The following is a 25,111-nucleotide window of genomic DNA, read 5'->3' as shown; positions in this document are numbered from 1 at the left end:
ATCGGAATGTCCAGACTCCTGAAAAAACGCGAAACCCTGCTCTTCGTCATTATCGCGGTCATGGTCGCGATCTTCGCAACACGAGCCCAGGATTTCGCGACACCCGGCAACCTCGCTGCGATCTTCAACGACACGTCGATCCTGATCATCCTCGCACTCGCCCAGATGACCGTTATTCTGACCAAGTCGATCGACCTGTCCGTTGCTGCAAACCTTGCCTTTACCGGCATGGCGATTGCAATGATGAATGCCGCCTACCCGGACTTGCCTCTTATCGTGCTCATCCTTGCGGCAATCCTGATCGGCGCCTTTCTCGGCGCGATCAACGGATTTCTCGTCTGGGCGCTGGAGATCCCACCTATCGTTGTCACCCTCGGAACCCTGACCATCTATCGCGGCATGGCCTTCGTGCTGTCGGGCGGTGAGTGGGTGAACGCTCATCAGATGACGCCGATCTTCCTCAATGTTCCGCGCACAGTCATCCTCGGCATGCCGGTCCTCAGTTGGGCTGCGATCATCATCGTCTCGCTAATCTACATGCTCTTGAAGTATACTCAGTTCGGCCGCTCGACTTACGCTGCGGGGGGCAATCCGACGGCCGCCGTCTATGCCGGCGTCGATGTCGGCTGGACGAAGTTCCTCGCCTTCGTGCTGTCAGGTGCACTTGCCGGTCTCGCAAGCTATCTGTGGGTCTCGCGCTACGCCGTCGCCTATGTTGATATCGCCAGTGGATTTGAGCTGGATAGCGTGGCTGCCTGCGTCATCGGCGGCATCTCGATTGCCGGCGGTGTCGGCTCCGTCATCGGGACGGTGCTGGGCGCCCTCTTTTTGGGCGTCATCAAGAACGCTCTGCCCGTCATCGGTATTTCGCCCTTCACGCAGATGGCGATCTCGGGCACCGTCATCATTCTCGCCGTCGTCTTCAACGCAAGGCGCGAGCGCAATCGCGGCCGCATCATCCTGCGCGACAAGGCCGCAGCAGAGAGCCCAGCAGAGGTGACAGCATGAGCACCGTCGTTTCCACCCCGAGCGAAAAGCGCGTCATCCCCGATCGCCTCGGCACGCCGTTCAAGCGCATCATGTCGAGCTGGGAAGTCCTGCTCTTTGGCGTCGCCGTCCTGATCTTCATCTTCAATTCGCTGGCCTCACCCTACTTCCTGGATGCCTGGAACCTGTCGGACGCGACCTTCAACTTTACCGAAAAGGCAATGATCGCCTTTGCCATGGCGCTGCTCGTCATTGCTGGCGAGATCGACCTTTCGGTTGCCGCCATTATCGCCCTTGCCTCCACAGCTATGGGAGCGGCAGCGCAAGTCGGTGTGGGGGCGCCCGGCCTCGTCCTGATCGGCATCGGCGTCGGCCTGCTCTGCGGCATGTTCAACGGTTTCCTCGTCTCCGTCATGAAGCTGCCGTCGATTGTCGTCACCATCGGCACGATGAGCCTGTTCCGCGGCGCCTCCTACATCGTCCTCGGCGACCAGGCCTATGGCGGCTATCCAGAGGATTTTGCCTTCTTCGGTCAGGGCTATGTCTTCTGGGTCTTTTCCTTCGAATTCGTGCTCTTCATGGGGCTGGCGATCGCATTTGCGATCCTGCTGCATGCCACGAATTTCGGCCGGCAGGTCTACACGATCGGCAACAATGACTTCGCGGCCCGCTTCTCGGGGATTCCCGTCGAGCGCGTGAAATTCATTCTCTTCGTCCTGACCGGCGTCATGAGTGGTGTCGCCGCCGTTTGCCTGACCTCGCGCCTCGGCTCCACTCGCCCATCGATCGCGCAGGGATGGGAGCTCGAAGTCGTCACCATGGTCGTCCTCGGCGGCGTCTCGATCCTCGGCGGCTCTGGCAAGATCGGCGGCGTCGTCATCGCCGCCTTCGTCATGGGCCTCGTCACCTTCGGCCTCGGACTTCTCAACGTGCCCGGCATCGTCATGTCGATCTTCATCGGCCTGCTGCTCATTATCACGATCGCGATCCCGATTATCGCGCGCCGCATCAAAGCCGTGAGCTCGAAATAAATGGGTTGCAAATGACGCTCGAAAAACACGCCTTCAAGATGACGCTCAACCCGGGCATGGAAGCCGAATACAGGAAGCGGCATGACGAAATCTGGCCGGAACTGGTCGAACTGCTGCACCAATCCGGCGCCAGCGACTACTCGATCCATCTCGACCGGGAAACGAACACGCTGTTCGGCGTCCTGACACGTCCCGCCGATCATACGATGGCAAGCCTGCCGGATCATCCTGTCATGAAGATGTGGTGGGCGCATATGGCCGACGTCATGGCGACCAACCCGGATAATTCTCCCGTCCAGAGTGACCTCGTCACCGTCTTCCATATGCCATGACGCCGAACGAAAGCCGCATCGCCGTTCTCGATATCGGCAAGACCAATGCCAAAGTGGTGGTCCTGGACAGCGCGACCGGCGTGGAGGTCGCAGTGGCGAGGACCCCGAACACGGTCCTGAAGGACGGTCTCTATCCGCACTACGATATTGATAAACTCTGGTCCTTCACGTTGGACGCCCTCCGCTCCTTCGCCAAGGAGCCCGGTTTCAACGCCATCTCGATCACCACGCATGGGGCGTCGGCTGCGCTTCTCGATAGGGCGGGCAATTTGGCGATGCCGGTACTCGACTACGAGCACGAATATCCCGCCGACATTCGCGACGCCTATGCGCGACTGCGCCCCCCCTTCGAGGAAACCTTCTCGCCGCACCAGAACATGGGCCTGAATATCGGCGCGCAGCTGCATTACCAAAAGACCGCCTTCCCCGATGACTTTGCAAAGGTGGTAACGATCCTCACCTATCCGCAATACTGGACAGCGCGACTGACCGGTATCGTATCGAACGAGGTCACCTCACTCGGCTGCCATACCGACCTCTGGAACCCGCGTGAGGGCCGCTATTCCTCGCTTGTCGACACGCTTGGTATCCGCGATCTCATGGCGCCGATCCGCTCCGCCTTCGATCCGCTCGGGCCGGTTCTGCCGGATATCGCCGAAACGATCGGTTTGACCGGTGAGATCCCTGTCTATTGTGGCATTCACGATTCCAACGCGTCGCTTCTGCCCCATCTGATCGATCGCACAGCGCCGTTTGCCGTTGTCTCGACAGGCACGTGGGTGATCAATTTCGGGGTCGGCGGAGACCTCGATCATCTCGATCCCAAGCGTGACACACTTGCCAATGTCGATGCCTATGGCCGTGCCGTTCCTTCCTCCCGTTTCATGGGCGGACGCGAATTTGAAGCAATCTCAGGCGAGATCGGACACGTTGACAAGGAAGAGTTTGCCACAGCAATCGAGCAGGTTATCGCGAAAGGCCTGATGCTGCTTCCGAATGTTGTGCCCGGCTCCGGACCCTTCCCCGGCAAAAGCGCCCGCTGGGTCAACGCGCAGGGCGTGACAGCCGAAGAGCGTTATGCCGCGCTGTGCCTCTATCTCGCATTGATGAACCAGGCCTGCCTCGATCTGATCGGCGCGCAAGGCCCGATAATCGTCGAAGGACCTTTTGCACTCAACGATCCCTACCTAATGCTGCTTGCGGCGCTCACCAGCCGGGAGGTCATCGCCGTCCCGGGGTCGACCGGCACGAGCCAGGGCGCGGCGCTGCTGAGCGGCATCAAGCCGCCTGCCGGCAGCGAACGTCACATCGCTCCGAGCGCCACCCCGGGGCTCGACGCCTACCGCCAGGGTTGGCATGCAGCGATGGCATAGCAATCTTTCCATCAAGGCCCCTCGCCCCATCTTAGCGTTAGCGATAGGCTCGCGACTCAAAGAAAGATGGAGGAGACCTCATGGCAGATTCAGCCGCCGCCCCCTTTGATCCGCGTGCGCTCGCCGCAAAACTACACGGCCTGCGCCGTTCAAAAACCCAGGCGCCGACGACGGAATTTGCCCTGCCTGCCGATCTCAGGCACGCAATGGACGCGCAGAATTTTCTCGTCGCCGATGAGGCTATTGCAAGCAACGCCTGGAAGGTGACCGTCTCGCCCGACGGGCAGGCGGTGACAGCGCCCTTGCATCCCTATGTGCAAGCGGACTCGGGAGCACGGATTCCTTGGCAGCGGGGCACCAAGTTCGAGGCGGAAATCGCCGTACGCCTCGGTCGCGACCTGCCGATCCGCCGCGAGGGCAGCTACAGCCGCGCCGACATCGTCGATGCGATCGAAGCGGTTCATCTCGGTGCGGAGCTCCTCGCCAGCGCCATTGAGGAAAGCGGAAAAATCTCGTTTCTGCTGTTCCTGGCCGATCGGCTTGGAAACAGTGGATATGTGCTCGGTCCCCGTGTGGCAAAGCCGGCCGTCGATACGGCAAGCGGCACGCCGCTCAAGGTGACGTTCAACGGCCAGCCGATCTACGACGCGCCCGCTCAGCATCCGAAGGGAGACGTACTGACGTGGCTTTTGGACTACGCCAACGATGGTATGCGACCGAACACCTCGCTCAAGGCCGGCGCACTGGTCACAACGGGGACGCTCTGTGGCGCGATCGAACTCGTCACGCCTGGAGACATTGAAATCGTCTTTGGTGGATCTACCCATCTGCGCCTGGCACTCGTCTGATACCGCAGAACCACGGAAAATTGGCCTTTTCCCTGGAACTATTCGAGTAATCGACAATATGGGCGATCGAGCGTTGTAGCGGTCATCGCGTCTGTGCGCCGCTGTACCGCTAGTCCACGCCTCACACGCATCGCCCTGAGTAAAGGCTGCTGGTCTTCGATCGCTATGCGACCTGAAGGGTAGGAATGTCGGATACGTCAATTTCCTTTTCCGCATGCCAAGCGTCGAAAGCCGCCTGCATCCTCATCCAAAGTAGCGGACCGTTGCCGAACATCTTACCAAGCCTAACTGCGACGGCAGCGCTCACTGGCTTACTCTCGTTCAGGATCTCGTAAAGATGCTGACGGGAAATACCCAGCAGATGAGCGATTTCGGTCTTGGGCTTCCCAATAGCAGGGAGCAGATCCTCACGAAGAAGAGCGCCCGGGTGAGTCGGGCACCTATTTGGATTTCGTTTTGCTACAACCGAGGTCATATTCCGCTCCTAGTGATATTGTTCAAAATCAACGCTATAAGCATTGCCGTTGTCGAACTCGAAAGTGATGCACCACGGACCGTTGACGTGAACGGTATATCGGGTTGGATTGTTCCCGATAAGCTGGTGATAGTCGAATCCGGGTAGATTCATATCGTCAGCCTTAGTAGCGGCATCAAGAGCATCGAGCCTCCTTTGAATGCGCGAATGAAACTTGGCATCGATCTTCGTTCGAGACCCCTCCCAGAGCTTTGCGAGTTCTTTATTCCGGAAGGTCTCGATCATGCTTATATGTAACCTCTTTGCTGACAGGTGTCAACAACTTGATGACACCTCTATTGTTGCAATCATGGCAATGAGCAATCTTTGCGTGTATAATCCTAACCGTCCGTGAACGCGGTTCCTTTTATTGGTCAAGCTGTCAGCGGAATTGAACATCTCGCAGAGCACTGTGTGCATGGACGGCCGCTGAACATTAATCAATCAACCAAGCAACAGAATACTAGCGTCCACTTCCCACACCTGGGCAACTGAGTAGGACGCGATAGATTCGCCTGTGGTCGCAAGCAGCTGTTGGTGGATCGCGGCTACATTGGCCTAGCGCTGAGCTACTTTAAACGGAGCACGCAGGCCGCAAAATGATCGATGGGAGCGGCCTCAAGTGCCTCCCCTATAGTGTCGGGGGGGAAGGGCTTCGCATCGGAATGTCTCCGTCGGTCCGTCAAAGCTGTTGACTAGAACGCCAGCTGGATCTTCATCGACTTGCTGCGATCTCCGGCGGCTTCAAATGCGGCGACAGCGTCGTTCAAGGGGTAAATGCCGCTCAAGAGAGGAGAGAGATCAACCCGTCGTCGGTTGATCAAGTCGACGGCGACACCGAATTCCTCATGGAAGCGGAACGTGCCCTTCATCTCGATCTCCTTGGCAACAACCATGTTCTGCGGGATCGAGACGTCGCCGCCAAGCCCGAGCTGAACCAATATCGAGCGAGGCTTGAGGACTTCAAGGCCGGAGCGGACTGCACTGGCGTTGCCGGACGCCTCGAAGTGGATATCGAAGTAGCCCTTGTTGGCAGCGTAGCTTGCGAGCTCTTCCGGCGCGGTTGCGACGTTGATGGTGCGATCGGCCCCCACCTCGCCTGCTTTGCGAAGCACGGCGTCCATGACGTCGGTGGCGACGATTTCACGCGCTCCGTTAGCGCGTGCGGCGATGATGGCAAGAGCCCCGATCGGGCCGCAGCCGGTAACCAGCACACGCTTGCCGGCGAGCGAACCGGCGCGAACAACCGCGTGCAGGGTGACCGCCAACGGCTCGGCAAAGGCCGCTTCGTTGATCGAGACGGCATCGCCAACCTTGTGGCACTGCCACGCCTCGGCCACCAGCCGCTGGCGGAAGGCGCCCTGGATGTGCGGCATCGGCATGGCGCTGCCGTAGAAGCGCATGTTGAGGCAGTGATTTTGCTGTCCATGCAGGCAGTAGTCACAGGCATTGCACGGGCGGCTGGGGGAGACGGCGACGCGATCACCGATCGCCAGGTCCGACACGCCCTCGCCGACAGTCTTGACAGTCCCGGCGACCTCGTGCCCGAGGATCATTGGCTCGCGCACACGCACCGTGCCGAAGCCGCCGTGATGATAGTAGTGCAGGTCGGACCCGCAGATGCCTCCAGCCTCGATGGCAACCTCGACCTGCCCCCGGCCGACAGCCTCCGGCTCTCGATCTTCGATGCGCAGATCCTTGGCGGCATGGATTACGACGGCTTTCATTCGGTCACCTCAAACGACGGGGGTCAAAAGCGGCGCATTGGAAAAGTGCGCGGCGAGATTGTCACGGACAAGCTGTCCCATGGCCTTGCGGGTTTCGACCGTACCGGACGCATGGTGCGGCTGCAGCAGGACATTGTCGAGGGCAAGGAACCGCGGGTTGAGCTTCGGCTCCCCCTCGAAGACGTCGAGGGCGGCCGATCCGAGCACGCCCGTTTCAAGCGCGTCGAGCAAAGCATCCTCGTCAATGTTGGAGGCGCGAGAGATGTTGATCAGCATCCCCTCGCCACCGAGGGCTTTGATGACGTCGCGCGAGACGATGTGCCGGGTTGCGGCTGAAGCGGAAAGCGTGACGAACAGGAAGTCCGAGCGCTCGGCGAGCGCCACCGGGTCGGCGATATAGGTCATGCCGTCGGCATAGGGCGTTTTGGTTACGTCGCTGTAGGCGATATCCATGTCGAAGCCACGAAGGCGCTTGGCGACCTCAAAGCCGATACGACCAAGTCCGAGAACGCCGGCCTTGCGGCCCCAGACACGCCGGCGCAGGGGATAGAGACCTTTGGCTGCCCAGCTTCCATCCTTGACCCAACGCTCCGCCCCAATCATCCCGCGTGATTGCGTCAGCATCATCGCGATACCGAGATCGGCCACGTCGTTGGTCAAGACGTCGGGTGTATTCGTCACCGTGATGCCCTTCTCGCGGCAGGCTGCCAGATCGACAGCATCGTAGCCGACGCCGTAGACGGAGACGACTTCCAGTTTCGGCAGCTTGCCGATCAGGGCGGCCGAAGCGCCGAGTTCACCGCGCGTCGCCACGGCGCGGATGTTACCGCCCTGCTCGCGCAAGAAAGCTTCTGTATCAGATGCTTCGTAGAGTTTATGAACCTGATAGGTCTTTTCCAGCTCCACCATGTCCCATTCCGGGTACGGTCCGACCAGGAGAATTTCGGGTTTCAATATTCTGTCCTCCATTACCTCGATTGCACGCGTTGGCGGGTCGCCATGGACGCGATACTTGTCATTGCCAGGGAGACGATCCGCTCCAGGGGTTGGTCGATCTCGATCGTCACGACATCGCCTTCCCTGGTCGGCAGCTCCAGGGTGGCAAGCTGACTGTCCAAGAGGGAGGGCGGCATGTAGTGACCCTTGCGGCTGTTCATCCGGGACGCCAGTGTCGTTCTCGTCCCCTGCAGGAACACGAAGGTGATCGGCTTGGCAGCTCTGTCTCTGAAAAGGTCGCGGTAGGACTTCTTCAAGGCCGAGCACGAGATCACCGTGTCATCTGCGGCTGCAAGCTCGGCCGCCAGCGTCTCTAGCCACGGCCAACGGTCGTCATCCGTCAAAGCGACGCCCGCGGCCATTTTCTCGACGTTGGCCGGCGGGTGCCGGCTATCGCCCTCGATGAACCTGTGGCCGAGATAGGAGGCGAGCATCTTTCCGACCGAGGTCTTGCCGCAACCCGATACGCCCATGACAACGACCGGCCCAATATGACGCGATGAACTAGAGGCAGGTGGTGATGCCGCCGTCGACATAGAGCGTGTGTCCGTTGACAAAGGATGATCCCTTTCCGGAGAGGAAAACCGCGGCCCCGATCAGCTCGTCGACGTCACCCCAGCGGGCCGCCGGCGTGCGCTTCTCAAGCCAGGAGGAGAATTCCGCGTTATCGACGAGGGCTTGGTTGAGCGGGGTCTTGAAGTAGCCCGGTGCAATCGCGTTGATCTGGATGCCGTACTTCGCCCAATCGGCGCACATGCCGCGGGTCAGGTTCTTCACCGCGCCCTTCGTGGCCGTGTAAGGGGCGATACCCGGGCGGGCGAGTTCGCTCTGCACCGAGGCGATGTTGATGATTTTCCCCGCGCCGCGCTTGATCATGTGGCGGGCGACGGCCTGGCCGACATAAAAGACGCTGGAGACGTTGGTCTTCAGCAGTTCGTCCCAGCGCTCGGCGGGGAAATCCTCAAGCGGTGTGCGGAACTGCATCCCCGCGTTGTTGATGAGAATATCGATTGGACCAATGGCGGCCTCGATTTCGTCGACGCCGCGTTTGACCGCAGAAGCGTCGGTAACGTCAAATACGCCCACGGCAACATCGTGACCAGCGTCTCGCAGCGCTCTCGCAGTTACCTCCAGTTTTGACGTATCGCGCCCATTCAGCACGACGGATGCGCCATGCTGGGCAAGCCCGCTTGCGAGCGCCAAACCAATACCTTGCGACGAGCCAGTCACCAATGCTCGCCGGCCGCTAAGATCGAAAAGCGGAAAACTCATTATGCTACTCTCCTCAGTCATATGCAGCCGCCGCCCGAACGAGCTGACGGCCGTAACGCTCTCATTCCTCGACGACGAGGCCCTTTGCCCTGAGTACACCTTCCAGGTTGCTGACTTCGACCACCGACTTCCCGGATTTGTAGGCGGCAATGTAGCCCACCTCCGCGTCTTCCCGTGCCTGCGCCAACTTGGCAACTTCGCGTGCTTCAGACTTTCTGACAACGACCAGCCCATCGGCGTCGCCAACAATGATATCACCGGGATAGATGATCTCGTCGCCAACCATGACAGGATCGTTCGTGGCGCCGAGGGTCTCCTTTACGGTGCCCTTGATACAGACGCTGAGAGAAAACACGGGAAAGCCAAGCTCACGAAGCTGCAGAGAGTCGCGCACGCCAGTATCCGTGACGAGGCCACCAATTCCCTTGGCCAGGCATGCATTTGCCAATACGTCTCCGAACGAGCCTGCTTCTTCATACTCGCCCGCCGACACCACAATGATGTCGCCCGGCTGAGCGTAGTTGATCGCCACCTGCAGCATAATGTTGTCGCGAGGTGCGCATTTGACCGTGAAAGCCGGACCGCACAGCTTCATACGGTAGTCTATCGGCTTCAGCCGCGATGACAGCGCCCCTCTACGCCCCTGAGCTTCGTGCAAAGTTGCGGGTGAAAACCTTGAGATCGCAGCAATCTCTTCTTTCGTTGGTCGATCGATCTTTTGTTTTAGCTTGATCATTGGGTTCCTCCTTGGGCGTATGCGCCTTGCAAGCTTGTCATATCAGGGGCTTCAGCCATCAAAGGCCTTAAACGTGGGGCATGTTGATGCGGCCCGTTCATTGGCGAGCCGCATCGCGCATCTTCTCAGGACATAGAGCTTAGGGGATCGGCTCGAACTTCAGTTCACCGATCGGCACGACCTTGTCTTTCCGGGTCATCTTGTACTCGGTGTTCGGGCCGAGCCACTTGTCCCAGATCTGATTGATCTCGCCGGAGGTGTCGAGCTTGACGAGGATCTCGTTGATCTTCGTTGTCAGGGCCGGCTCGTCCTTCTTCATACCAACCCCAATCGGTTGATAGAGCATCGGCTCCTCGATCATGCGCATTTCTGCGCCTTTCGTCTTTGACTCATTGACGATCTTTGTGGTCGTCATCGTATTCGCAACAAGTCCGCGCGCCTTGCCCTGCTGGACGGCAAGATAGGCCGACCCCGTGTCCTGGAACGTCAATGCATCGGACTTGTTCTTACGGATCGCAAGTTCTGACGTCGACCCCTTCGTCGATGCAAGACGCTTACCCTCGAAGTCGGCCTTCTTCTGACCGGGGTCGTTTGCCTTGACGATCAGCATTTCCTTGGCGAGGTAGTAGGGATCACTGAACTGGATCTGTTCGGCACGGCTGAGGGTGTAGGCAAGGTTTGCGACGGCGATATCGACGTGACCGAGCTTGACTTCCGGGACTCGTGCTTCGACCGAGACTGGCTTGATCTCTGCATTCACGCCGAGCTCCCGTGCGATTGCACGGCACAGATCGACGTCAAAGCCAACCATTTCTCGGGTCTTTGGGTCCGGCGAAGCGAATGGGGGCACGTCGGCGAAAGTTCCGCAACGCAGGGTCTTGGCCGCCGTGATGTCCGCGAGTTCGTCGGCGTTCGCGTATCCGGCGAATGCCCCCGCGGCAACAGCCGCCATTACCGCAATTGACCTTATTTTCATTTTTGTATTCTCCTCTGGTGGTTGAGCTGGAATTAGTGCCGCAAGTCGCTCAGGAAGCGCTTTGCCCGACCGGTCTGCGGGTTTGAGAAAAAGTCCTCCGGTGGCGCGGTTTCGATGATTTGGCCATCATCGATGAACCAGACGCGATCTGCGACGTCGCGGGCAAAGCCCATTTCGTGCGTCACGCACATCATGGTCATGCCGTCAGAGGCAAGGCTCTTCATGACGGCGAGCACCTCCCCGACCATCTCCGGGTCGAGCGCACTCGTCGGCTCATCGAAAAGCATGACCGGCGGCTCCATTGCCAGCGCCCTGGCGATAGCGACGCGCTGCTGTTGACCACCCGACAATTGGCCGGGGAACATCTGTGCCTTCTCGGCAAGACCCACACGCTCAAGCAGTTGGGTTGCTTTGCGATACGCCTCCTCCCGAGCGACCCTCTTCACCCGGATTGGCGACATCGCGATATTGTCGATCGCAGACAGATGCGGGAACAGGTTGAAGCTCTGGAACACGAAGCCAATGCGGCTGCGAAGCCGGTTGAGTTCCCTCGCCGCCATCTGGCGGTGGATATTGTTGCCCTCGCACGTGATCGAGCCGCTTTGAATCTCCTCGAGCCGGTTCACCGTGCGAATAAGCGTCGACTTGCCCGACCCCGACGGACCGCAGATGACGACGACCTCTCCTCGGCCGACCTCAGCATTGATCCCCTTGAGGACTTCGTACGTGCCATAGTTCTTCCGGACCTCCGAGAGTTGGATCATGGACGAGTTTCTGGATTGCTCAGGAGTGTTCATGACGGCTGATCCGTAAGTGCTTCGAGTTTGAGAACGTTGGCGCCAATCGGTATGTTGGCCCCGGCGCGTTTGCGGGTGATGTGACGCTCGGTCATTGTTGCGACCAGGGTGAGCGACCAGCAGATGGCGTAGTAAACGGCGGCGAGGATGAAGAAGACCTGGAACGGCTGCGTCAGAAGCTGATTGTTGATCTGGCTTGCCGCGAAGGTCAGATCGGGAACATTGATAACGTATCCGAGCGTCGTATCCTTGATCGTCGAAACAAAGACAGAGATGATGCTCGGGATAACGTTGTAGAGAGCTTGCGGTAAAATGACGTAACGCATGGCGCCGAGGTTGCTATGGCCAAGTGCCCGTGCGGCTTCCATCTGGCCCTGCCCCAGCGCGACGATACCGCCTCTGACGACTTCGCTCAGAAATGCACCCTGATAGACGACGAGCGTTACGAGCATCGTCAAAAAGGCGGGAACGCTTGCCCCCGTCAAAAGGGGAACGAGGAAGTAACCCCACAAGATGAGCATCAGGAGCGGCACGCCGCGCGTGAAATAGACCAACGCGGTAACGGGCCAGCTCAGGATCGGCAACTTCGACAGTCGAGCGAGAGCCAAAAGGATGCTGACTGGAAAAGCGAGTGCGATCGCAGACACGGAAAGCAGGATCGTCGCCGCCAGTCCGCCGAGCGGACCGTTCGGATACTGGCCGATGAGAAGCAGGAGCCAGTAGTCTTGGACAATCTTGATGATGTCGCCGATCATACGCGTGCGCTCCTTACCGGACTTGCCCTCGACGTCAGGTAGGCACCAAAGCCCATGATGATCAGCGAGAATGAGAGATACAGGACGGAAGCGAGAAGGTAGCTTTCAAACGTGCGGAAGGTCAGGTTCTCGATTTCTTTGACCGCGTAAGTGAGCTCGGCAACGCCGATCGCTATTGCCAAACTGCTGTTCTTGAACAGAGACACGCTGTGGTTGATGAGCGAGGGAAGCGCATTTCGGACGCCCTGAGGCACCATGACAAACCGCATCGCGGAAATGTATCCATGGCCCAAAGCCCGGGCGGCTTCCATTTGCCCTGGATTGACGGCACGCAGGCCAGAGCGAAGATCCTCGCTAAAATAGGCTGCCTGACAAAGGCCAAGGCCGATAACCGCAAAGATCGCTTCCGCATTGTGGTCAGTCAGCCAATACATGACTGTTTCCGGCATCAGCGTGAAAATGCCGAAGTACCAGAGCATCAGCTGAACGAGGGTCGGAACGTTGCGGTGATAGGATACGTAGGCAGTGACGACTGCATTCCCGATCGGCCCGGGCGAGTAGCGCAAGGCAAGAAGGACAAGCGCCAGCGTCATTGCCAGAAGCCATGATCCGATGGCAACGACGAACGTCATTTGAACGCCGTGGATCAACATCCATCGGTATTCGGGATTGCCCAAGATTGCGAAGAGATCGAAGTTAGCCACGGCCTTCAGTCCCGGAGTACGGATATTGCGGTTTTGCCGTCTGCAGCCCGCCCATCACCTGGAGAGTAGGCGTTATCTCCATGTGACCGATATTGACGGCAACAGGCGCTGCGATGACGAACGCTATCGCGTCTGCAATGTCCTTGGCCTCCGGCAGTTCAAATCCATCGAGGAACCGTTCGCGGATCTCAGGCGTGTCACCGTGGACATGGGCAAAGATATCGGTGGCGACGCGGCCGGGGCAGATTTCAGTTACCCGAACGCGCTTGCCAAACACGTCGATGCGAAGTTGGTTCGACAACATGCTCACGCCGGCCTTGGTGGCATGGTATGAGGAATTGCCGCCGAAATTGTAAGCGCCAGCGATCGAGGAAATATTGATAACGTGCCCGCGATCCCTGGCGACCATACCGGGCACAACCAGCCGGCAAAGATGCAAAACAGCGCGAAGGTTGACGTCGATGAGGAGGTCGATGTCGCCCTCGTCAGCCTCAAGGAACTTCTTCGGCTTGTCGACGCCAGCATTGTTCACGAGGACGTCAAATTGGATGCGTGTTGTGAGAGCAGAAAGCGCCGCGCGGTCCGTAACATCTATTTTGTGAGCGATGCAGCCGGTGCGATCGGCAAGTTCTTTCAGCGCATCTTCTCTACGTGCAATCGCGTGAACTTCGAGTCCTTCGGCGCAGAGACGTTCGACAGTAGCAGCACCAATGCCAGAGGACGCGCCGGTAACAAGTGCAGTTTTGTAATCGGAAAATGACATCGAAAACTCCTTTTGAATGGAAGGTAGCGAACCTTTTCAGCCGGCGATAATGCTGAATATCTTTGGAGGGATAAGCCTGTCTTATGAAGGTCAGGGCCTCCCTGCCGCCTGCCCAGATTATTGTTTTGGCTTCAATAGCTTATATGAAACTGCCAATTCACGTTTCGAGGTGCAGCTGCGTGAATTTAAACATCGAGGCCGGTCATATGGGCCTATGGCGAACGTCATCAGGGCTCGTTTGCAGCGCGCAAAACTCTTTCAAATTCGGTGCCTTCCCCGTATGGTCGCAAGCAACAATGGGAACAGCAGCTATAAATGGATACTCGCCGTCTCAAGTCGTTCATCACCATTGTTGATATGGGAAGCATCACGCGCGCGGCAGACATACTGCATATCGCGCAACCGGCACTTAGCCAGCAGTTAGCGGCTCTCGAAGATCACTTTCAGGAAAAGCTGCTGACGCGAAGCCAACAGGGTGTGATCCTGACCGACGCTGGTCGCGCGCTCTATCGCCATGCCCAGATCATCCTGCGCCAGATGGACCAGGCATATGCAGATGTGCGTGCCGGTGGAGCAACCTTGTCCGGTCGCGTATCGGTCGGTCTGGCTCCGTTCAGCAGCGCAGCAACCCTTTCGCTTCAGCTTTTGGAGGAAGCGAAGCTGCGATATCCGCAGATTCTGTTGCATGTCACCGAGAGCGTGAGCCAGCCGTATAGCCAGATGATCATGAATGGTCGCTTGGAGATGGCTCTTATCCACGGCGCTGGACCAATCAAAGGCGTGAAGTTCCAGCCTCTGTTAACTGAGGAGTTCGTTTTTGTTGCCAACGAATCCCTTGGCATTTCACGCGAGGAACCGCCAATTGCGGTCGCAAATCTGGAAGCAATTCCTTTTGTCGTACCGCCTGCATACAACTTTGTTCGACGCGCGATCGACGTGGCGTTTGGCAGGAGCAGGACAAACCTGAACGTTGTTGCAGAAGTCGAGGCCGTCAAAACCCTGGGACGTGCAGTTGACGCCGGGCTTGGTGCAACGATCGTGCCAAAGGCGATCGCAAATCGCATTGTGGCCGAGGCGTCGCAACCGATGGTGGTTCGGCGCATTTCCAGCCCGAAGATTGAAGAAACGCTTTCGCTCTGCCTCTCCGACACAACGCCGCTGTCGGAACCGGCACTCGCGATCACTCAGTTGCTCGTTGAGCTCACCGAAACCCTCAAGACGGTCGAACTCCCCTCCTAAGGGAATTCGGGCAACGTTGCTGCCGCCCAAATCCTTCTCCAGGACCTGCTTTGACGCATTACGTCATCGACGAGCAGAATTCGGCGATGCGGGTGCAACCTTCATCAAGTGCCTCCAAGCTTGTTGCGTAAGATAGCCTGAAGAACGGGCTCATGCCGTAGGCCGCCCCTTGCACGGTCGCAACGTGGTGCTCCTCAATAAGCGCCATCACAAAGTCGGTATCGTTGTTGATCACCCGGCCGCCCTTGGTTGTTTTTCCAATAAGGCCAGCGATGTTCGGGAAAACATAGAACGCACCCTCGGGCTTGTGTGTCTGCACACCCGGTACTTCTGCCAAGCGGCCAAGGACAAAATCGCGCCGCTTCTTATAGATTGATGCACGCTCCTTCAGGATGTCCTGGGGGCCATCCAAGACGGCAACCCCTGCAGCCTGGGTGATCGTTGAGACGCCTGCCGTGTTCTGCGTGTTGACGTTGCTGATGGCCTTCATCAGATCACGTGGCCCACCGCAATATCCCAGACGCCAGCCGGTCATTGCGTACGCCTTTGATGCGCCGTTGACTGTCAAGACACGGTCGTACAGTCGAGGCTCTACCTCTGCGATCGTGCAGAACTCAAAGTCATCATAGATGAGATGCTCGTACATATCGTCCGTCATGATCCAGACGTGCGGATAGCGCAGCATGACGTCTGCGATGGCCTTCATTTCCTCGCGAGAACACGCAGCTCCCGTTGGGTTGTTGGGGAAATTGAGCAGTAGCCACTTGGTACGGGGCGTAATTGCAGCTTCGAGGTCTTCGGGTCTTATCTTGAACCCGTTGTTCTGCGGGCAGTTGACCGGTACGGGCACTGCGCCGGCAAATTTTGCGATGTCGGCGTAACTTATCCAGGACGGTGAAGGAATGACGATCTCCTCACCCGGATTGCAGGTGGCAAGGATCGCATTGAAGATCACCTGTTTTCCACCGTTGCCGACAAGGATCTGGTCCAAATCATAGTGCAGATTGTTCTCGCGTTTGAACTTTCGCTGGATGGCGGCCTTAAGCGCAGGCGTCCCGTCGACCGGTGGATATTTCGTATCACCTGCCAATGCAGCTGCATGCGCCGCCCCGATAGCGTGCGCGGGCGTTGGAAAGTCGGGTTCGCCGGACGAAAGCCCGATGACCTTGGTTCCCTTGGTAGCGAGATCACGAGCACGTTGTGTCATCGCGACCGACGCAGACACTGTCACGTTCTGAAGGCGATCGGCTATGGCTGGCATCTATTCAATCCTTTGTCGTTACCAAAATTTCGAGAGCCACTGCGCAAAACACGGTGAGGCGGTGCGTAAAATGCCGTTTGCCGTGGGCCCCAAATTGCGTGCAAGGTAGGGGTAAAGATGGGGTAATTTCCAATACTGGATTGGTTTGACGCCATAACGGAAACCAATGGAGGCGGTGTGCGAAGAGCCAATGGAGCCCCGATCCAGAAAAAGTCTGGCCGCGGACGCGCTTTTCAGGCTTCAAGACCTTGGCGAAGCCTGAGCGACGCTGCCTCCGAACAGGAATTAGCCGAGGACCTCGTTTGCAGGAGCAATCCTCCCGCCCGCACTTTCGACTTCACTTCTGACGATCTTGGCCAATTCCAACGATCCCGGGGTATCGCTATGCACCAAAATCGACCTTGCCTGAACCGGCAAGCGAACGCCCTCGATCGTCGTTACGGTGCCTGTTTCCATAAACTGGCGGACCCGAGCGCGGACGCTCGCCTCATCCTTGATGACCGAGTTTGCGACGGCACGACTGACGAGTTGACCGGCCGCGTCATAGGCGCGGTCGGCAAGGAAGAGTGTCAGGGTGCGCAGTCCGTTCGATTGCGCTGCCCGCTCGAGCTCGGTGTTGGGCATCGCGAAGACAATGAGGTCGGCGTCAACGCTCCTGATCGCTCGCATGATGCTCGCCGCCAGCTCAGGATCGCGATTGATCATGCTCCCCATGGCTGCATGGAAACTGATGTGGCTCAGTTTTACCCCCTCGCCGCGCGCGACAGATGCCAAAGCGCCCAACTGGTAGAGCACCTGTTGCTTCATATCGTCCGCGTCGGTCGGGATTTCGCGGCGACCAAAGCCAACCCGGTCTGCCAATCCCGGATGCGCACCGACACCCACACCGCGTGCCTTTGCGAGGCGAACCATCCGCGCCATTGTTTTCGGATCGCCGGCATGGAATCCGCAGGCGACATTTGCGGAAGAAACCACATCCATTAGCGCTTCATCATCGCAAAGCCGATATGGTCCGAACCCCTCACCCATGTCAGAGTTCAAATCGATCTTCATCTTGAAGTCCTCACTGCAATTGACGTCTATCGCCGTGTGATGTTGATCAGTGCCGCGGCAACCACGGGAGCTATTTTCGTGACTTGGTTCAGGTAGCCCTCAAGCGCGTGCTCGGCCGCCAGTGCCTCTTCAACAGTCGATCGCACGAACCGTATGCGGCTTCCAATTCTCGCTTGCGCGAGCCGCCAGATGTCGACTTCGATGACGCCGGCTATCTTGGGGTAGCCTCCAGCAGTGTTTGCGTCGCTCATCTGCACGATGGGTTCACCTCCCGGAGGTACCTGGACCACGCCTGGAACGACCCCATGAGATCTCATCTCGATTGGACTGTCGGGCTTTAACGGGTCGCCAGACAGGCGATATCCTGTGCGATCACTTTGAGACGTGATCTTCCAGGCCTGGGTCCAGAATCGTTCGCAGTCTTGACCGAATAGATCGTGTTCACCGGCCGGGATGGCACGCAACAACAGTTGTCCATCTTCGTCGACGGGGAAAAATTCCGCCAACGCTTTCGCAGGGGGCATCACCCCAAAGCCTCCAAGCGGGATTTGAGGAACATCGGTGGGAGCGACGGAGATATTATCTCCGTTCTGCAGGAAACGACCTGCAAATCCTCCGAAGGCGCCCCGCAACGAGGTGCTTCGGGAACCCATCACGACGGGGACGTCTATGCCGCCAGCGACGGACAAGTAGGCACGTGCGTTGCGCAACGGCATCGAAAGTTCCAAGGTCTGGCCGCCATTGGCTTGCTGCACCCACCATGGTGGCAGGTCGATGCCGTCCAACGTTGCACGGCAGTCGGCACCCGTGATCGCAAAAACTGTCGGCCGATCGAAAGAGATCTTGAATGGAAACGTCTGGATTTCAATGGACGCAGCACTCTCGGCATTGCCGACGAGCAGGTTCCCAATCCTGGTTGCCACCGAGTCCATGGCACCACTTGCCGTTACGCCAATGCTGCGAAAGCCAAAACGGCCAAGATCCTGAACAGTGTTCAACGGGCCTGTTATGAGAACGTTGATCACAGTTCGATCCTTTCCGGAACAAAGCGAACACGATCGCCCGGCGCCATGATTGCGGGAGATTTCGCCATCGGGTCGAAGACGGTAATGTCGGCAAAACCGATCGAATTCCAGCCGTTCGGGCCGGTGAGAACAGCAACCCCGGTCTGCATCCCGCCAATCGTCACCATACCTTTTAGCATCTTCAGAGAAGGCACGGATTTGCGGGGCATGCAGATGCGCGGATCAAGGCCATGCAGGTATCCGAACCCCGGGGCACTTCCCACTGAAAAGACGGTGTAGATCGGCTGCGCATGGAGCGTGACAATGTCCTGGGCGGAAAGCCCGGAATAGTCGCAGAGCGCAGGAAGATCGATTGCGTGTTCGCCTCCGTAGATGGTCGGTATCTCGATGGTCTTGCCCACCAGGTCGAGTTCACCGGAACAATCCCATTGATCCGAAAGCCGTTGAACAACGAGCGCTGGATCGGACGGGGTGTTCTTGAGCACGACCAGGAGATTGGTCATGCCGGGTATGAGCTCGGCATAATCCTCGCTGTTAGCCAGTGCTTTGCTGAGAGCCCATATCCGGCGTTGCGCGGCGAGATCGAAATCGCCTGGCGCTTCGATCAGATAGCTGCGCGTGCCGATACATGAGATCTTGGGGGGGCGCTGGCTGGGCAAGCCGATCGCAGGCGCCGACAACCGTACCGTTCCGACGCTCATATCCGGGCCCCCCTTTGGGAAATCAAAACGTCGCCGTAACCGACGAGGCTGCCGCTATTTTGGTCAAGCTTCGCGACCTCAGCACCTGCCTCGGCCCGGGCGGCAACGAGAACGGGACCAACCCGGACAAAGCCGACAAGCTTTCCCGCCTCAACACTATCGCCGCTGCTGATCTCGTTAGCCGTGCGGTCTGGGTGACCGGGAAGAAAGACACCAGCGATCGGCGCGCGAGCGATCACTGTCTGCGAAAGAAGCGCTGGCGTGGCCGGCCCGACTGCTTGCTCTTGGTGTTTTCGGATGCCGTCTGACGAAGTAATCCGCACCGAGCCATCGGGCGTAGTGATTTCGATCGTCTCGACACCGTTTATCGCCAGGCATTGCGAGATGCTTTCCAGCGTCTCCAGTTCGCTGAAGGCAGAAATTCTGCACTGTCTAACGCGCGACTTCACGAGGCTGCCCTCCGTTCGGCAAGCCATTTTTCCAAATGGTGAATGTCAGTTCCGCCCCTGCTAAATGAAGGGTCCTCAAAGATCTCACGGTGCAAGGCGATGTTCGTGGAAATGCCTTCAACCCGCATCTCCGACAACGCAACGCGCATGCGGGCGATCGCCTGGTCTCTTGTCGGCGCATGCACAATGAGTTTCGCGATCATGGAATCGTAATGTGGTGGCACCTTGTATCCTGGCCCGACATGCGTATCGACGCGAACGCCTGGTCCGCCCGGTAAGGAAATCGCCGAAATGAGCCCCGGCGAGGCCGCGAAGGTGAATGGATCTTCGGCATTGATGCGGCATTCGAATGAGTGGCCAAAACAGCCAACATCGACCTGGGACAGCTCCAATTGGTATCCCTGTGCCACGCGCAACTGCTCACGCACGATATCTATGCCTGATGTCATCTCGGTGACGGGATGCTCGACCTGAAGGCGCGTATTCATTTCGATGAAATAGAATTCTTTGTCTTCATAGAGGAACTCGAAGGTTCCAACGCCGCGATAGCCAATCTGCTTGCAGGCGGCAACGCACCGTTCTCCAACTCTTGCAACCACATCAACCGGTATTGACGGGGCCGGAGCCTCTTCGACCACTTTTTGATGGCGACGCTGCATCGAGCAGTCGCGAGCGCCAAGCCAAATTCCCTGGCCATAATTGTCGCAGAGGACCTGGATTTCCACGTGTCTTGGATGCTGCAGGAACTTTTCGATATAAAGCTCTGGCTTGCCGAAGGCGCGCCGTGCTTCCTCGCGTGTCACGATGACCGCGCCGGCAAGCTCATGGGCCGAGGAAACGACGCGCATCCCACGCCCGCCACCGCCGCCGGCCGCTTTGACAATAACCGGATAACCAATTGTTTCAGCAACGTTCGCGACCTCGGCCAGGTCTTCGCTAAGGGCGGTGTCCGGGCCGGGGACACAGGGGACGCCCGCGGCCATCATGGCCTGCTTGGCGGCGATCTTGTCGCCCATCGTTCGAATTTCGCTGGCTCGCGGCCCGATAAAGGTCAATCCTAAGGCTTCCACGGCGTCTGCAAACGCCGCGTTCTCCGACAGGAAGCCATAGCCCGGATGAATTGCGCCGGCGCCCGTCGTGACTGCCGCTGCCAGCACTGCATCGTGATTAAGGTAGCTCTGAGCAGCGGGGCTGGGGCCAATGCAGACGAATTCGTCGGCGGTTTCACGGTACGGTGCGTCACGATCGGCTTCTGAACAGACCATGATTGATCGAAGACCAAGCTGGCGACATGCGCGCTGGATGCGCAGCGCGATCTCGCCACGGTTGGCGATCAACACGGAGTCAAAAAACGGAGCTTTGAGACTAGCAACTGCGCTCATATTACCTGATCTCGAATAGGGGCTCGCCGACGTCGACATCGTCCCCATCGGAGACGACGATCTTGGTGATCTCACCCGCATGTGTTGCCGGGATGGTGTTGAAAACCTTCATTGCCTCGATGATGCAGAGGCCCTGTCCCTTTTCGACGAGCGTGCCGACCTCGACGAAAGGGAAGGACGACGGGTCGGGGCCACGGTGAAAGACGCCGGCCGACGGAGCTCGAACGACATGACCGGTGCCGTCTGCGGGCTGATCGTGCCCCGCAGGGACTGACCCGATGGTTTGTTCGGTAGCTTTCGCTGCAGGCGCAGCGAACTCGTCACGGCGCGCAGCGCTCTTGATGATCCGAACAGTTGCGCCGCCTTCCGTGACGTTGAGTTCGGAAACGGACGATCGCCCGACAAATTCAATCAGCTTCTTGATCTTTTCTAGATCCATATCCCTACACCGTCATCGCTCGCTGCCCCGCGCAGGAAGTCATTCTCCGACGACGGGTCATCATTCTCGATCGAGAACTACCATGCGATCTGCAGTGATGGGGGCAGACAAAGTTTATATGGAGGCCATCGCAGGCGGCTGCTCCTGCCGTCCTTGCGGCTACCAACGCAACGTCACGCCAACTCATCATCGACGTCCAGAAGAGCCGATTGGGCCAGCTGCATCTTTTCGTACGGTGCCCTGCCATTGACACCAGCGGCGCCCCATGTATTCTGTTATAAAAGCGCATATAACATAATTGTGGAACAAAAACCGGGAGAAAAGCATGAGAATGAAACTCGCATTCCTTGTCGCCACCGCGTTGGTCGCAACACCATCCTATCTGCTGGCACAAGAAAAAGGCGGCGTGATCAATGTCGCAACGATCGGCGAGCCACCGACGCTCGATCCGATGACGTCGACGGCCGACCTCGTTGGCATCGTCACGCAGCATATCTTCGAAACGCTCTACACGTTCGACAAGAACTGGGCAGTGACGCCGCTTTTGGCTGAGAGCCTTCCCGACGTTAGCGCCGACGGCAAGACCTATACGATCAAGCTTCGCACCGGTATCAAGTTCCACGACGGCAGCGACATGACGTCGGAGGATGTCGTCGCTTCCCTCAACAGGTGGGTCAAGCTTGCCTCACGCGGCAAGCAGGCGGGCGCCTTCATCTTGTCGATCGCGGCTACCGATCCAGCGACGGTCGTCATCAAGCTGAAGCAGCCCTACGCGCCGCTAGCCTCTCTGCTTGCCTTCAACAACTCCGCTGCGATCATCATTCCGGCCGAGAAGCAGGCCGATACGATGACCGACTTCATCGGCACCGGCCCCTATATGCTGAAGGAACGCAAGGCGGATCAATATATCCAGCTTGTCCGCTTCAATGACTACAAGCCGCGCTCGGGCGACAGCGATGGCTACGGCGGCGCCCGCCATCAATATCTTGACGAGATCCGCTTCGTGCCCGTGCCCGACGCAAACACCCGCGTCGAGGCGGCGGTTTCCGGCCAATACGACTACGTCGACTCGCTGCCGGTCGAATCCTATGACAAGCTCAAGTCGTCAACGGCGACGCAGCCGTTGCTCCTGAAACCGTTCGGCTATCCGGTCTTCGTCTTCAATACGGCTGCGGGTGTCACCAAGAACGTCGCGATCCGCAAGGCGATCCGTCAGGCGCTCAGCATGGAAGACATGATGGCCGCCGCCTTCGGTGGCACGGATTTCTACGCACCAGACGGCAACATCTACCCGCGAAACTTCGCCTGGAGCACGGATGCCGGCGTGGCTGGCAACTACAATATTGCGGATCCGGAAGGGGCGGCCACGGCCGCCAAAGACGCCGGCTACAATGGTGAGCCGATCCGTATCCTGACGAGCCGCCAGTACGAATTCCACTACAAGATGGCCCAGGTCGCGGCCGAATACCTGAAGCTTGCCGGTTTCACAGTCGACCTGCAGGTGGTCGACTGGGCAACGCTGACGCAGCGCCGCACCGACAAGGCGCTCTGGGACATCTATATCAGCCACAGTCCGTTCCTGCCGGAACCGGCACTGATCGGCTCCTTGTCTCCCAGTTCGCCGGGATGGTGGGACACGCCGGAGCGCAAGAGCGTCGTCGATGCCTTCACCACCGAGGTTGATCCAAAGAAGCGCATCGAACTCTGGGCCAACGTCCAGAAGGCCATGTATGACGAAGTGCCGTTCATGAAGATCGGCGACTTCAACGCCGTTTCAGCCATCTCGACGAAACTCGCCGGCGTTAATCCCGCTCCCTGGCCATATTTCTGGAACGCGTCGACCAAGAAGTAAGCGCGACCACTGCGGGTGCCGGTTTGAGGCCGGCATCCGTCCATGATTTCGCCCTGTGTGGATACAGGAGCCGCTTTCCATGATACGCTACATCCTCCAGCGCCTTCTCGGCATGATCGTGGTGATGTTCCTCGTCGTTACGATTGTATTCGTGATCGTTCGCGTGACGCCGGGCGATCCTGCTGCCGTCATGCTCGGTCCCGATGCAACGGCACAGGACGTTGCTGAACTGCGCGCCCGCCTCGGCCTCGACCAGTCGATCGTCGTCCAGTACTTCTTCTATATTGGACAACTGCTGAGAGGCGATCTCGGCCAGTCGATCTTCCTTAATATGCCGGTGACGTCAGCGCTTCTCGAACGCGCCGAGCCAACCGTCTTCCTGACGATCTTCTCGCTGCTGATTGCCAGTATCATCGCACTGCCGATCGGCATCTATGCTGCCTACAGGCGCGGGTCGTTCGTCGATCAGATGTCGACAACCATCGCCATGCTGGCGGCTAGCATCCCGAGCTTTTGGCTCGGCCTCATTCTCATGCAATTCTTCGCCGTACGGCTGAACATATTTCCCGTCTCGGGCTATGGCGGGCCTGGCGCTTCCTTCTTTGAGCGCATGCAACACCTGACATTGCCTGCCTTTGCGCTCGGCCTCGTTTCCTCGGCACTGATCCTGCGCTTTACCCGTGCCTCGATGCTTGACGTGCTCGGCGACGACTATATTCGCACGGCACGTGCCAAGGGGCTCGCCGAGCACCGTGTCGTCCTCAAGCATGCCCTGAAAAACGCGCTGATCCCAATCCTGACGGTCATCGGCCTGACCGCTGCCGTGCTGATCTCCGGCGCCGTCGTAACGGAAACCGTGTTTGGCCTCCCAGGGGTCGGCAATCTCGTCGTGTCTGCTGTCCTGCGACGCGATTATCCCGTCATCCAGGGCGCATTGCTCGTCATTGCCGGCCTCTATGTCCTCATCAATTTCGCGATCGACATGCTCTATCTGCTGGTCGATCCAAGGGTGCGCTACTGATGGCCGATATCGTAACCACCACCGATAAACCCGCCGCCAGCGAGCGCAGCAAATTTCTTCGCCGCCTGCTGAAACGCAAGACCGTCGCCGCCGGCGTGATCGTGTTGATCATCTTTGTGCTGTTGGCAGCCCTCGCGCCCTGGATCGCGCCGTATTCGCCATCGAAACTATCGATCGTCAACCGGCTCAAGCCGCCGAGTGAACTGTTCTGGTTCGGCACCGACGAATTCGGCCGTGATGTGTTCTCACGCACCATCTATGCCGGGCGGCTCTCACTTTTGGTGGGCGCTGCCGTCGTCGTGCTCTCCGCATTGATTGGCGTGACGCTCGGCTTGCTTGCCGGCTTCTTTCAGAAGCTCGACACGCCGATTGCCCGGCTGATCGACGCGATGATGGCCTTTCCTGACATTCTCCTGGCGATCGCGCTGGTCGCAGCTCTCGGACCGTCGCTCACAACGGTCATCGTTGCGCTCTCAATCGTCTACTCGCCTCGTCTGGCGCGCATCGTTCGCGCCTCGACGCTGGTGATCCGCGAATTGCCCTACGTCGAGGCGGCGCAGGCACTCGGCATTTCCACCTTCCACATCATGACGCGGCACGTGCTTCGCAATCTGTTGTCGCCGATCCTTGTGCAGGGCACCTTCCTGTTTGCCAGCGCCATGCTTGCCGAGGCCGGACTTTCCTTCCTCGGCCTCGGCGTCAGCCCCGAAATCCCGACCTGGGGAACCATGATCGCAGCCGGGCGCCAATATATCGGCCAGGCCGACTGGATGACCTATTTCCCGGGCTTTGCCATCATCTTCTCCGTGCTGTCGCTGCAAATGGTCGGCGATGGTCTCAGGGACATGCTCGATCCAAGACTTCGAAAGGACCTCTAG

Annotated in this window: 28 protein-coding genes; 10 read left to right on the top strand and 18 right to left on the bottom strand. The window is 58.6% G+C overall.

Features of this window, described 5'->3' with window-relative positions:
• The first annotated feature begins 6 nt into the window (after positions 1-6).
• The 5 genes from ACSQ9D_RS27180 to ACSQ9D_RS27160 all read left to right on the top strand — a co-directional run bounded on the left by ACSQ9D_RS27180 (position 7) and on the right by ACSQ9D_RS27160 (position 4,571).
• Positions 7-1,008 (top strand): ABC transporter permease, encoded by a 1,002-nt coding sequence (locus ACSQ9D_RS27180; protein ID WP_436284929.1) that lies wholly within the window; start codon positions 7-9, stop codon positions 1,006-1,008.
• Positions 1,005-2,018, top strand: a complete 1,014-nt coding sequence (locus ACSQ9D_RS27175) for an ABC transporter permease (protein ID WP_436284928.1) — start codon at positions 1,005-1,007, stop codon at positions 2,016-2,018. Before ACSQ9D_RS27180 ends, ACSQ9D_RS27175 begins: the two co-directional genes overlap by 4 nt.
• 11 nt (positions 2,019-2,029) lie before the next feature.
• The gene (gene rhaM / locus ACSQ9D_RS27170; RefSeq protein WP_436284927.1) at positions 2,030-2,350 is read left to right on the top strand and encodes an L-rhamnose mutarotase; all 321 of its coding nucleotides are present in this window, start codon (positions 2,030-2,032) and stop codon (positions 2,348-2,350) included.
• Complete coding sequence (locus ACSQ9D_RS27165; protein ID WP_436284926.1) at positions 2,347-3,723, top strand: FGGY-family carbohydrate kinase; 1,377 nt, start codon at positions 2,347-2,349, stop codon at positions 3,721-3,723. The genes rhaM and ACSQ9D_RS27165 overlap by 4 nt, the downstream gene beginning before the upstream one ends.
• Positions 3,724-3,803: 80 nt before the next feature.
• Positions 3,804-4,571, top strand: coding sequence for a fumarylacetoacetate hydrolase family protein (locus ACSQ9D_RS27160; RefSeq protein ID WP_436284925.1), 768 nt, complete (start codon positions 3,804-3,806; stop codon positions 4,569-4,571).
• A gap of 163 nt (positions 4,572-4,734) precedes the next feature.
• Here the strand turns inward: ACSQ9D_RS27160 and ACSQ9D_RS27155 are convergent, their stop codons facing one another.
• From ACSQ9D_RS27155 to ACSQ9D_RS27100, 12 genes are all read right to left on the bottom strand, one after another.
• Positions 4,735-5,046 (bottom strand): HigA family addiction module antitoxin, encoded by a 312-nt coding sequence (locus ACSQ9D_RS27155; RefSeq protein WP_037123235.1) that lies wholly within the window; start codon positions 5,044-5,046, stop codon positions 4,735-4,737.
• A gap of 9 nt (positions 5,047-5,055) precedes the next feature.
• The gene (locus ACSQ9D_RS27150; protein WP_436284924.1) at positions 5,056-5,331 is read right to left on the bottom strand and encodes a type II toxin-antitoxin system RelE/ParE family toxin; all 276 of its coding nucleotides are present in this window, start codon (positions 5,329-5,331) and stop codon (positions 5,056-5,058) included.
• 449 nt (positions 5,332-5,780) lie between these two features.
• A complete protein-coding gene (locus tag ACSQ9D_RS27145; RefSeq protein ID WP_436284923.1) occupies positions 5,781-6,812 on the bottom strand; it encodes an L-idonate 5-dehydrogenase in 1,032 nt (343 codons plus the stop codon).
• Positions 6,813-6,821: 9 nt separating this feature from the next.
• Positions 6,822-7,769 (bottom strand): 2-hydroxyacid dehydrogenase, encoded by a 948-nt coding sequence (locus ACSQ9D_RS27140; protein WP_436285186.1) that lies wholly within the window; start codon positions 7,767-7,769, stop codon positions 6,822-6,824.
• A gap of 11 nt (positions 7,770-7,780) precedes the next feature.
• Complete coding sequence (locus ACSQ9D_RS27135) at positions 7,781-8,344, bottom strand: gluconokinase (RefSeq protein ID WP_436284922.1); 564 nt, start codon at positions 8,342-8,344, stop codon at positions 7,781-7,783.
• Complete coding sequence (locus ACSQ9D_RS27130; protein ID WP_436284921.1) at positions 8,313-9,080, bottom strand: SDR family oxidoreductase; 768 nt, start codon at positions 9,078-9,080, stop codon at positions 8,313-8,315. Before ACSQ9D_RS27130 ends, ACSQ9D_RS27135 begins: the two co-directional genes overlap by 32 nt.
• A gap of 61 nt (positions 9,081-9,141) precedes the next feature.
• Complete coding sequence (locus ACSQ9D_RS27125) at positions 9,142-9,816, bottom strand: 4-carboxy-4-hydroxy-2-oxoadipate aldolase/oxaloacetate decarboxylase (RefSeq protein ID WP_436284920.1); 675 nt, start codon at positions 9,814-9,816, stop codon at positions 9,142-9,144.
• 139 nt (positions 9,817-9,955) lie between these two features.
• On the bottom strand, positions 9,956-10,792 hold the full coding sequence (locus ACSQ9D_RS27120) for an ABC transporter substrate-binding protein (protein WP_436284919.1): 837 nt from the start codon (positions 10,790-10,792) through the stop codon (positions 9,956-9,958).
• 32 nt (positions 10,793-10,824) lie between these two features.
• Entirely contained in the window at positions 10,825-11,589 is a 765-nt protein-coding gene (locus ACSQ9D_RS27115) for an amino acid ABC transporter ATP-binding protein (RefSeq protein ID WP_436284918.1), read from the bottom strand.
• Entirely contained in the window at positions 11,586-12,344 is a 759-nt protein-coding gene (locus ACSQ9D_RS27110; RefSeq protein WP_436284917.1) for an amino acid ABC transporter permease, read from the bottom strand. The genes ACSQ9D_RS27115 and ACSQ9D_RS27110 overlap by 4 nt, the downstream gene beginning before the upstream one ends.
• The gene (locus ACSQ9D_RS27105; protein WP_436284916.1) at positions 12,341-13,048 is read right to left on the bottom strand and encodes an amino acid ABC transporter permease; all 708 of its coding nucleotides are present in this window, start codon (positions 13,046-13,048) and stop codon (positions 12,341-12,343) included. The genes ACSQ9D_RS27110 and ACSQ9D_RS27105 overlap by 4 nt, the downstream gene beginning before the upstream one ends.
• Positions 13,041-13,811, bottom strand: a complete 771-nt coding sequence (locus tag ACSQ9D_RS27100) for an SDR family oxidoreductase (RefSeq protein ID WP_436284915.1) — start codon at positions 13,809-13,811, stop codon at positions 13,041-13,043. Before ACSQ9D_RS27100 ends, ACSQ9D_RS27105 begins: the two co-directional genes overlap by 8 nt.
• A 315-nt stretch (positions 13,812-14,126) precedes the next feature.
• Here ACSQ9D_RS27100 and ACSQ9D_RS27095 point away from each other — a divergent pair, with 315 nt between their 5' ends.
• On the top strand, positions 14,127-15,050 hold the full coding sequence (locus ACSQ9D_RS27095; RefSeq protein WP_436284914.1) for a LysR substrate-binding domain-containing protein: 924 nt from the start codon (positions 14,127-14,129) through the stop codon (positions 15,048-15,050).
• A gap of 58 nt (positions 15,051-15,108) precedes the next feature.
• Here ACSQ9D_RS27095 and ACSQ9D_RS27090 read toward each other — a convergent pair whose 3' ends face one another.
• The 4 genes from ACSQ9D_RS27090 to pxpB form a co-directional block, all read right to left on the bottom strand.
• Positions 15,109-16,311, bottom strand: coding sequence for a pyridoxal phosphate-dependent aminotransferase (locus ACSQ9D_RS27090; protein WP_436284913.1), 1,203 nt, complete (start codon positions 16,309-16,311; stop codon positions 15,109-15,111).
• A gap of 285 nt (positions 16,312-16,596) precedes the next feature.
• Positions 16,597-17,364 (bottom strand): LamB/YcsF family protein, encoded by a 768-nt coding sequence (locus ACSQ9D_RS27085; protein WP_037121194.1) that lies wholly within the window; start codon positions 17,362-17,364, stop codon positions 16,597-16,599.
• 26 nt (positions 17,365-17,390) lie between these two features.
• Positions 17,391-18,389: a biotin-dependent carboxyltransferase family protein gene (locus ACSQ9D_RS27080; protein WP_436284912.1), complete on the bottom strand. Its 999-nt coding sequence runs from the start codon at positions 18,387-18,389 to the stop codon at positions 17,391-17,393.
• Positions 18,386-19,090 (bottom strand): 5-oxoprolinase subunit PxpB, encoded by a 705-nt coding sequence (gene pxpB, locus ACSQ9D_RS27075; protein WP_436284911.1) that lies wholly within the window; start codon positions 19,088-19,090, stop codon positions 18,386-18,388. Before pxpB ends, ACSQ9D_RS27080 begins: the two co-directional genes overlap by 4 nt.
• Before the next feature lie 14 nt (positions 19,091-19,104).
• On the opposite strand from pxpB, the gene ACSQ9D_RS27070 reads away from it, so the two are divergent.
• Positions 19,105-19,398 carry a hypothetical protein gene (locus ACSQ9D_RS27070; protein ID WP_436284910.1) on the top strand — a complete coding sequence of 98 codons (294 nt, stop codon included), beginning with the start codon at positions 19,105-19,107 and terminating at the stop codon, positions 19,396-19,398.
• A gap of 137 nt (positions 19,399-19,535) precedes the next feature.
• On the opposite strand, the gene accC is transcribed toward ACSQ9D_RS27070, so the two are convergent.
• Both accC and accB read right to left on the bottom strand, forming a co-directional pair.
• The gene (accC, locus tag ACSQ9D_RS27065; protein ID WP_436284909.1) at positions 19,536-20,921 is read right to left on the bottom strand and encodes an acetyl-CoA carboxylase biotin carboxylase subunit; all 1,386 of its coding nucleotides are present in this window, start codon (positions 20,919-20,921) and stop codon (positions 19,536-19,538) included.
• Between the two features lies 1 nt (position 20,922).
• Positions 20,923-21,360, bottom strand: a complete 438-nt coding sequence (accB, locus tag ACSQ9D_RS27060) for an acetyl-CoA carboxylase biotin carboxyl carrier protein (protein WP_436284908.1) — start codon at positions 21,358-21,360, stop codon at positions 20,923-20,925.
• A 325-nt stretch (positions 21,361-21,685) separates the two neighbouring features.
• On the opposite strand from accB, the gene ACSQ9D_RS27055 reads away from it, so the two are divergent.
• The 3 genes from ACSQ9D_RS27055 (at position 21,686) to ACSQ9D_RS27045 (ending at position 25,111) form a co-directional block, all read left to right on the top strand.
• A complete protein-coding gene (locus ACSQ9D_RS27055) occupies positions 21,686-23,212 on the top strand; it encodes an ABC transporter substrate-binding protein (protein WP_436284907.1) in 1,527 nt (508 codons plus the stop codon).
• A gap of 79 nt (positions 23,213-23,291) precedes the next feature.
• Positions 23,292-24,233 carry an ABC transporter permease gene (locus ACSQ9D_RS27050; protein WP_436284906.1) on the top strand — a complete coding sequence of 314 codons (942 nt, stop codon included), beginning with the start codon at positions 23,292-23,294 and terminating at the stop codon, positions 24,231-24,233.
• On the top strand, positions 24,233-25,111 hold the full coding sequence (locus ACSQ9D_RS27045; RefSeq protein WP_436284905.1) for an ABC transporter permease: 879 nt from the start codon (positions 24,233-24,235) through the stop codon (positions 25,109-25,111). The genes ACSQ9D_RS27050 and ACSQ9D_RS27045 overlap by 1 nt, the downstream gene beginning before the upstream one ends.

This window comes from Rhizobium sp. LjRoot258 (assembly GCF_964254185.1).
GTDB lineage: Bacteria > Pseudomonadota > Alphaproteobacteria > Rhizobiales > Rhizobiaceae > Rhizobium.
Note: the sequence above shows the minus strand (reverse complement) of the source record. Positions and strands in the feature narration are given on the sequence as shown.

Excerpts from the sequence above, each read along its gene's own strand:
- ACSQ9D_RS27180 (WP_436284929.1), top strand. The coding sequence starts at position 7 with ATGTCCAGACTCCTGAAAAAACGCGAAACCCTGCTCTTCGTCATTATC.
- ACSQ9D_RS27175 (WP_436284928.1), top strand. The coding sequence starts at position 1,005 with ATGAGCACCGTCGTTTCCACCCCGAGCGAAAAGCGCGTCATCCCCGAT.
- rhaM (WP_436284927.1), top strand. The coding sequence starts at position 2,030 with ATGACGCTCGAAAAACACGCCTTCAAGATGACGCTCAACCCGGGCATG.
- ACSQ9D_RS27165 (WP_436284926.1), top strand. The coding sequence starts at position 2,347 with ATGACGCCGAACGAAAGCCGCATCGCCGTTCTCGATATCGGCAAGACC.
- ACSQ9D_RS27160 (WP_436284925.1), top strand. The coding sequence starts at position 3,804 with ATGGCAGATTCAGCCGCCGCCCCCTTTGATCCGCGTGCGCTCGCCGCA.
- ACSQ9D_RS27155 (WP_037123235.1), bottom strand. The coding sequence starts at position 5,046 with ATGACCTCGGTTGTAGCAAAACGAAATCCAAATAGGTGCCCGACTCAC.
- ACSQ9D_RS27150 (WP_436284924.1), bottom strand. The coding sequence starts at position 5,331 with ATGATCGAGACCTTCCGGAATAAAGAACTCGCAAAGCTCTGGGAGGGG.
- ACSQ9D_RS27145 (WP_436284923.1), bottom strand. The coding sequence starts at position 6,812 with ATGAAAGCCGTCGTAATCCATGCCGCCAAGGATCTGCGCATCGAAGAT.
- ACSQ9D_RS27135 (WP_436284922.1), bottom strand. The coding sequence starts at position 8,344 with ATGTCGACGGCGGCATCACCACCTGCCTCTAGTTCATCGCGTCATATT.
- ACSQ9D_RS27130 (WP_436284921.1), bottom strand. The coding sequence starts at position 9,080 with ATGAGTTTTCCGCTTTTCGATCTTAGCGGCCGGCGAGCATTGGTGACT.
- ACSQ9D_RS27125 (WP_436284920.1), bottom strand. The coding sequence starts at position 9,816 with ATGATCAAGCTAAAACAAAAGATCGATCGACCAACGAAAGAAGAGATT.
- ACSQ9D_RS27120 (WP_436284919.1), bottom strand. The coding sequence starts at position 10,792 with ATGAAAATAAGGTCAATTGCGGTAATGGCGGCTGTTGCCGCGGGGGCA.
- ACSQ9D_RS27115 (WP_436284918.1), bottom strand. The coding sequence starts at position 11,589 with ATGAACACTCCTGAGCAATCCAGAAACTCGTCCATGATCCAACTCTCG.
- ACSQ9D_RS27110 (WP_436284917.1), bottom strand. The coding sequence starts at position 12,344 with ATGATCGGCGACATCATCAAGATTGTCCAAGACTACTGGCTCCTGCTT.
- ACSQ9D_RS27100 (WP_436284915.1), bottom strand. The coding sequence starts at position 13,811 with ATGTCATTTTCCGATTACAAAACTGCACTTGTTACCGGCGCGTCCTCT.
- ACSQ9D_RS27095 (WP_436284914.1), top strand. The coding sequence starts at position 14,127 with ATGGATACTCGCCGTCTCAAGTCGTTCATCACCATTGTTGATATGGGA.
- ACSQ9D_RS27090 (WP_436284913.1), bottom strand. The coding sequence starts at position 16,311 with ATGCCAGCCATAGCCGATCGCCTTCAGAACGTGACAGTGTCTGCGTCG.
- ACSQ9D_RS27085 (WP_037121194.1), bottom strand. The coding sequence starts at position 17,364 with ATGAAGATCGATTTGAACTCTGACATGGGTGAGGGGTTCGGACCATAT.
- pxpB (WP_436284911.1), bottom strand. The coding sequence starts at position 19,090 with ATGAGCGTCGGAACGGTACGGTTGTCGGCGCCTGCGATCGGCTTGCCC.
- accC (WP_436284909.1), bottom strand. The coding sequence starts at position 20,921 with ATGAGCGCAGTTGCTAGTCTCAAAGCTCCGTTTTTTGACTCCGTGTTG.
- accB (WP_436284908.1), bottom strand. The coding sequence starts at position 21,360 with ATGGATCTAGAAAAGATCAAGAAGCTGATTGAATTTGTCGGGCGATCG.
- ACSQ9D_RS27055 (WP_436284907.1), top strand. The coding sequence starts at position 21,686 with ATGAGAATGAAACTCGCATTCCTTGTCGCCACCGCGTTGGTCGCAACA.
- ACSQ9D_RS27050 (WP_436284906.1), top strand. The coding sequence starts at position 23,292 with ATGATACGCTACATCCTCCAGCGCCTTCTCGGCATGATCGTGGTGATG.
- ACSQ9D_RS27045 (WP_436284905.1), top strand. The coding sequence starts at position 24,233 with ATGGCCGATATCGTAACCACCACCGATAAACCCGCCGCCAGCGAGCGC.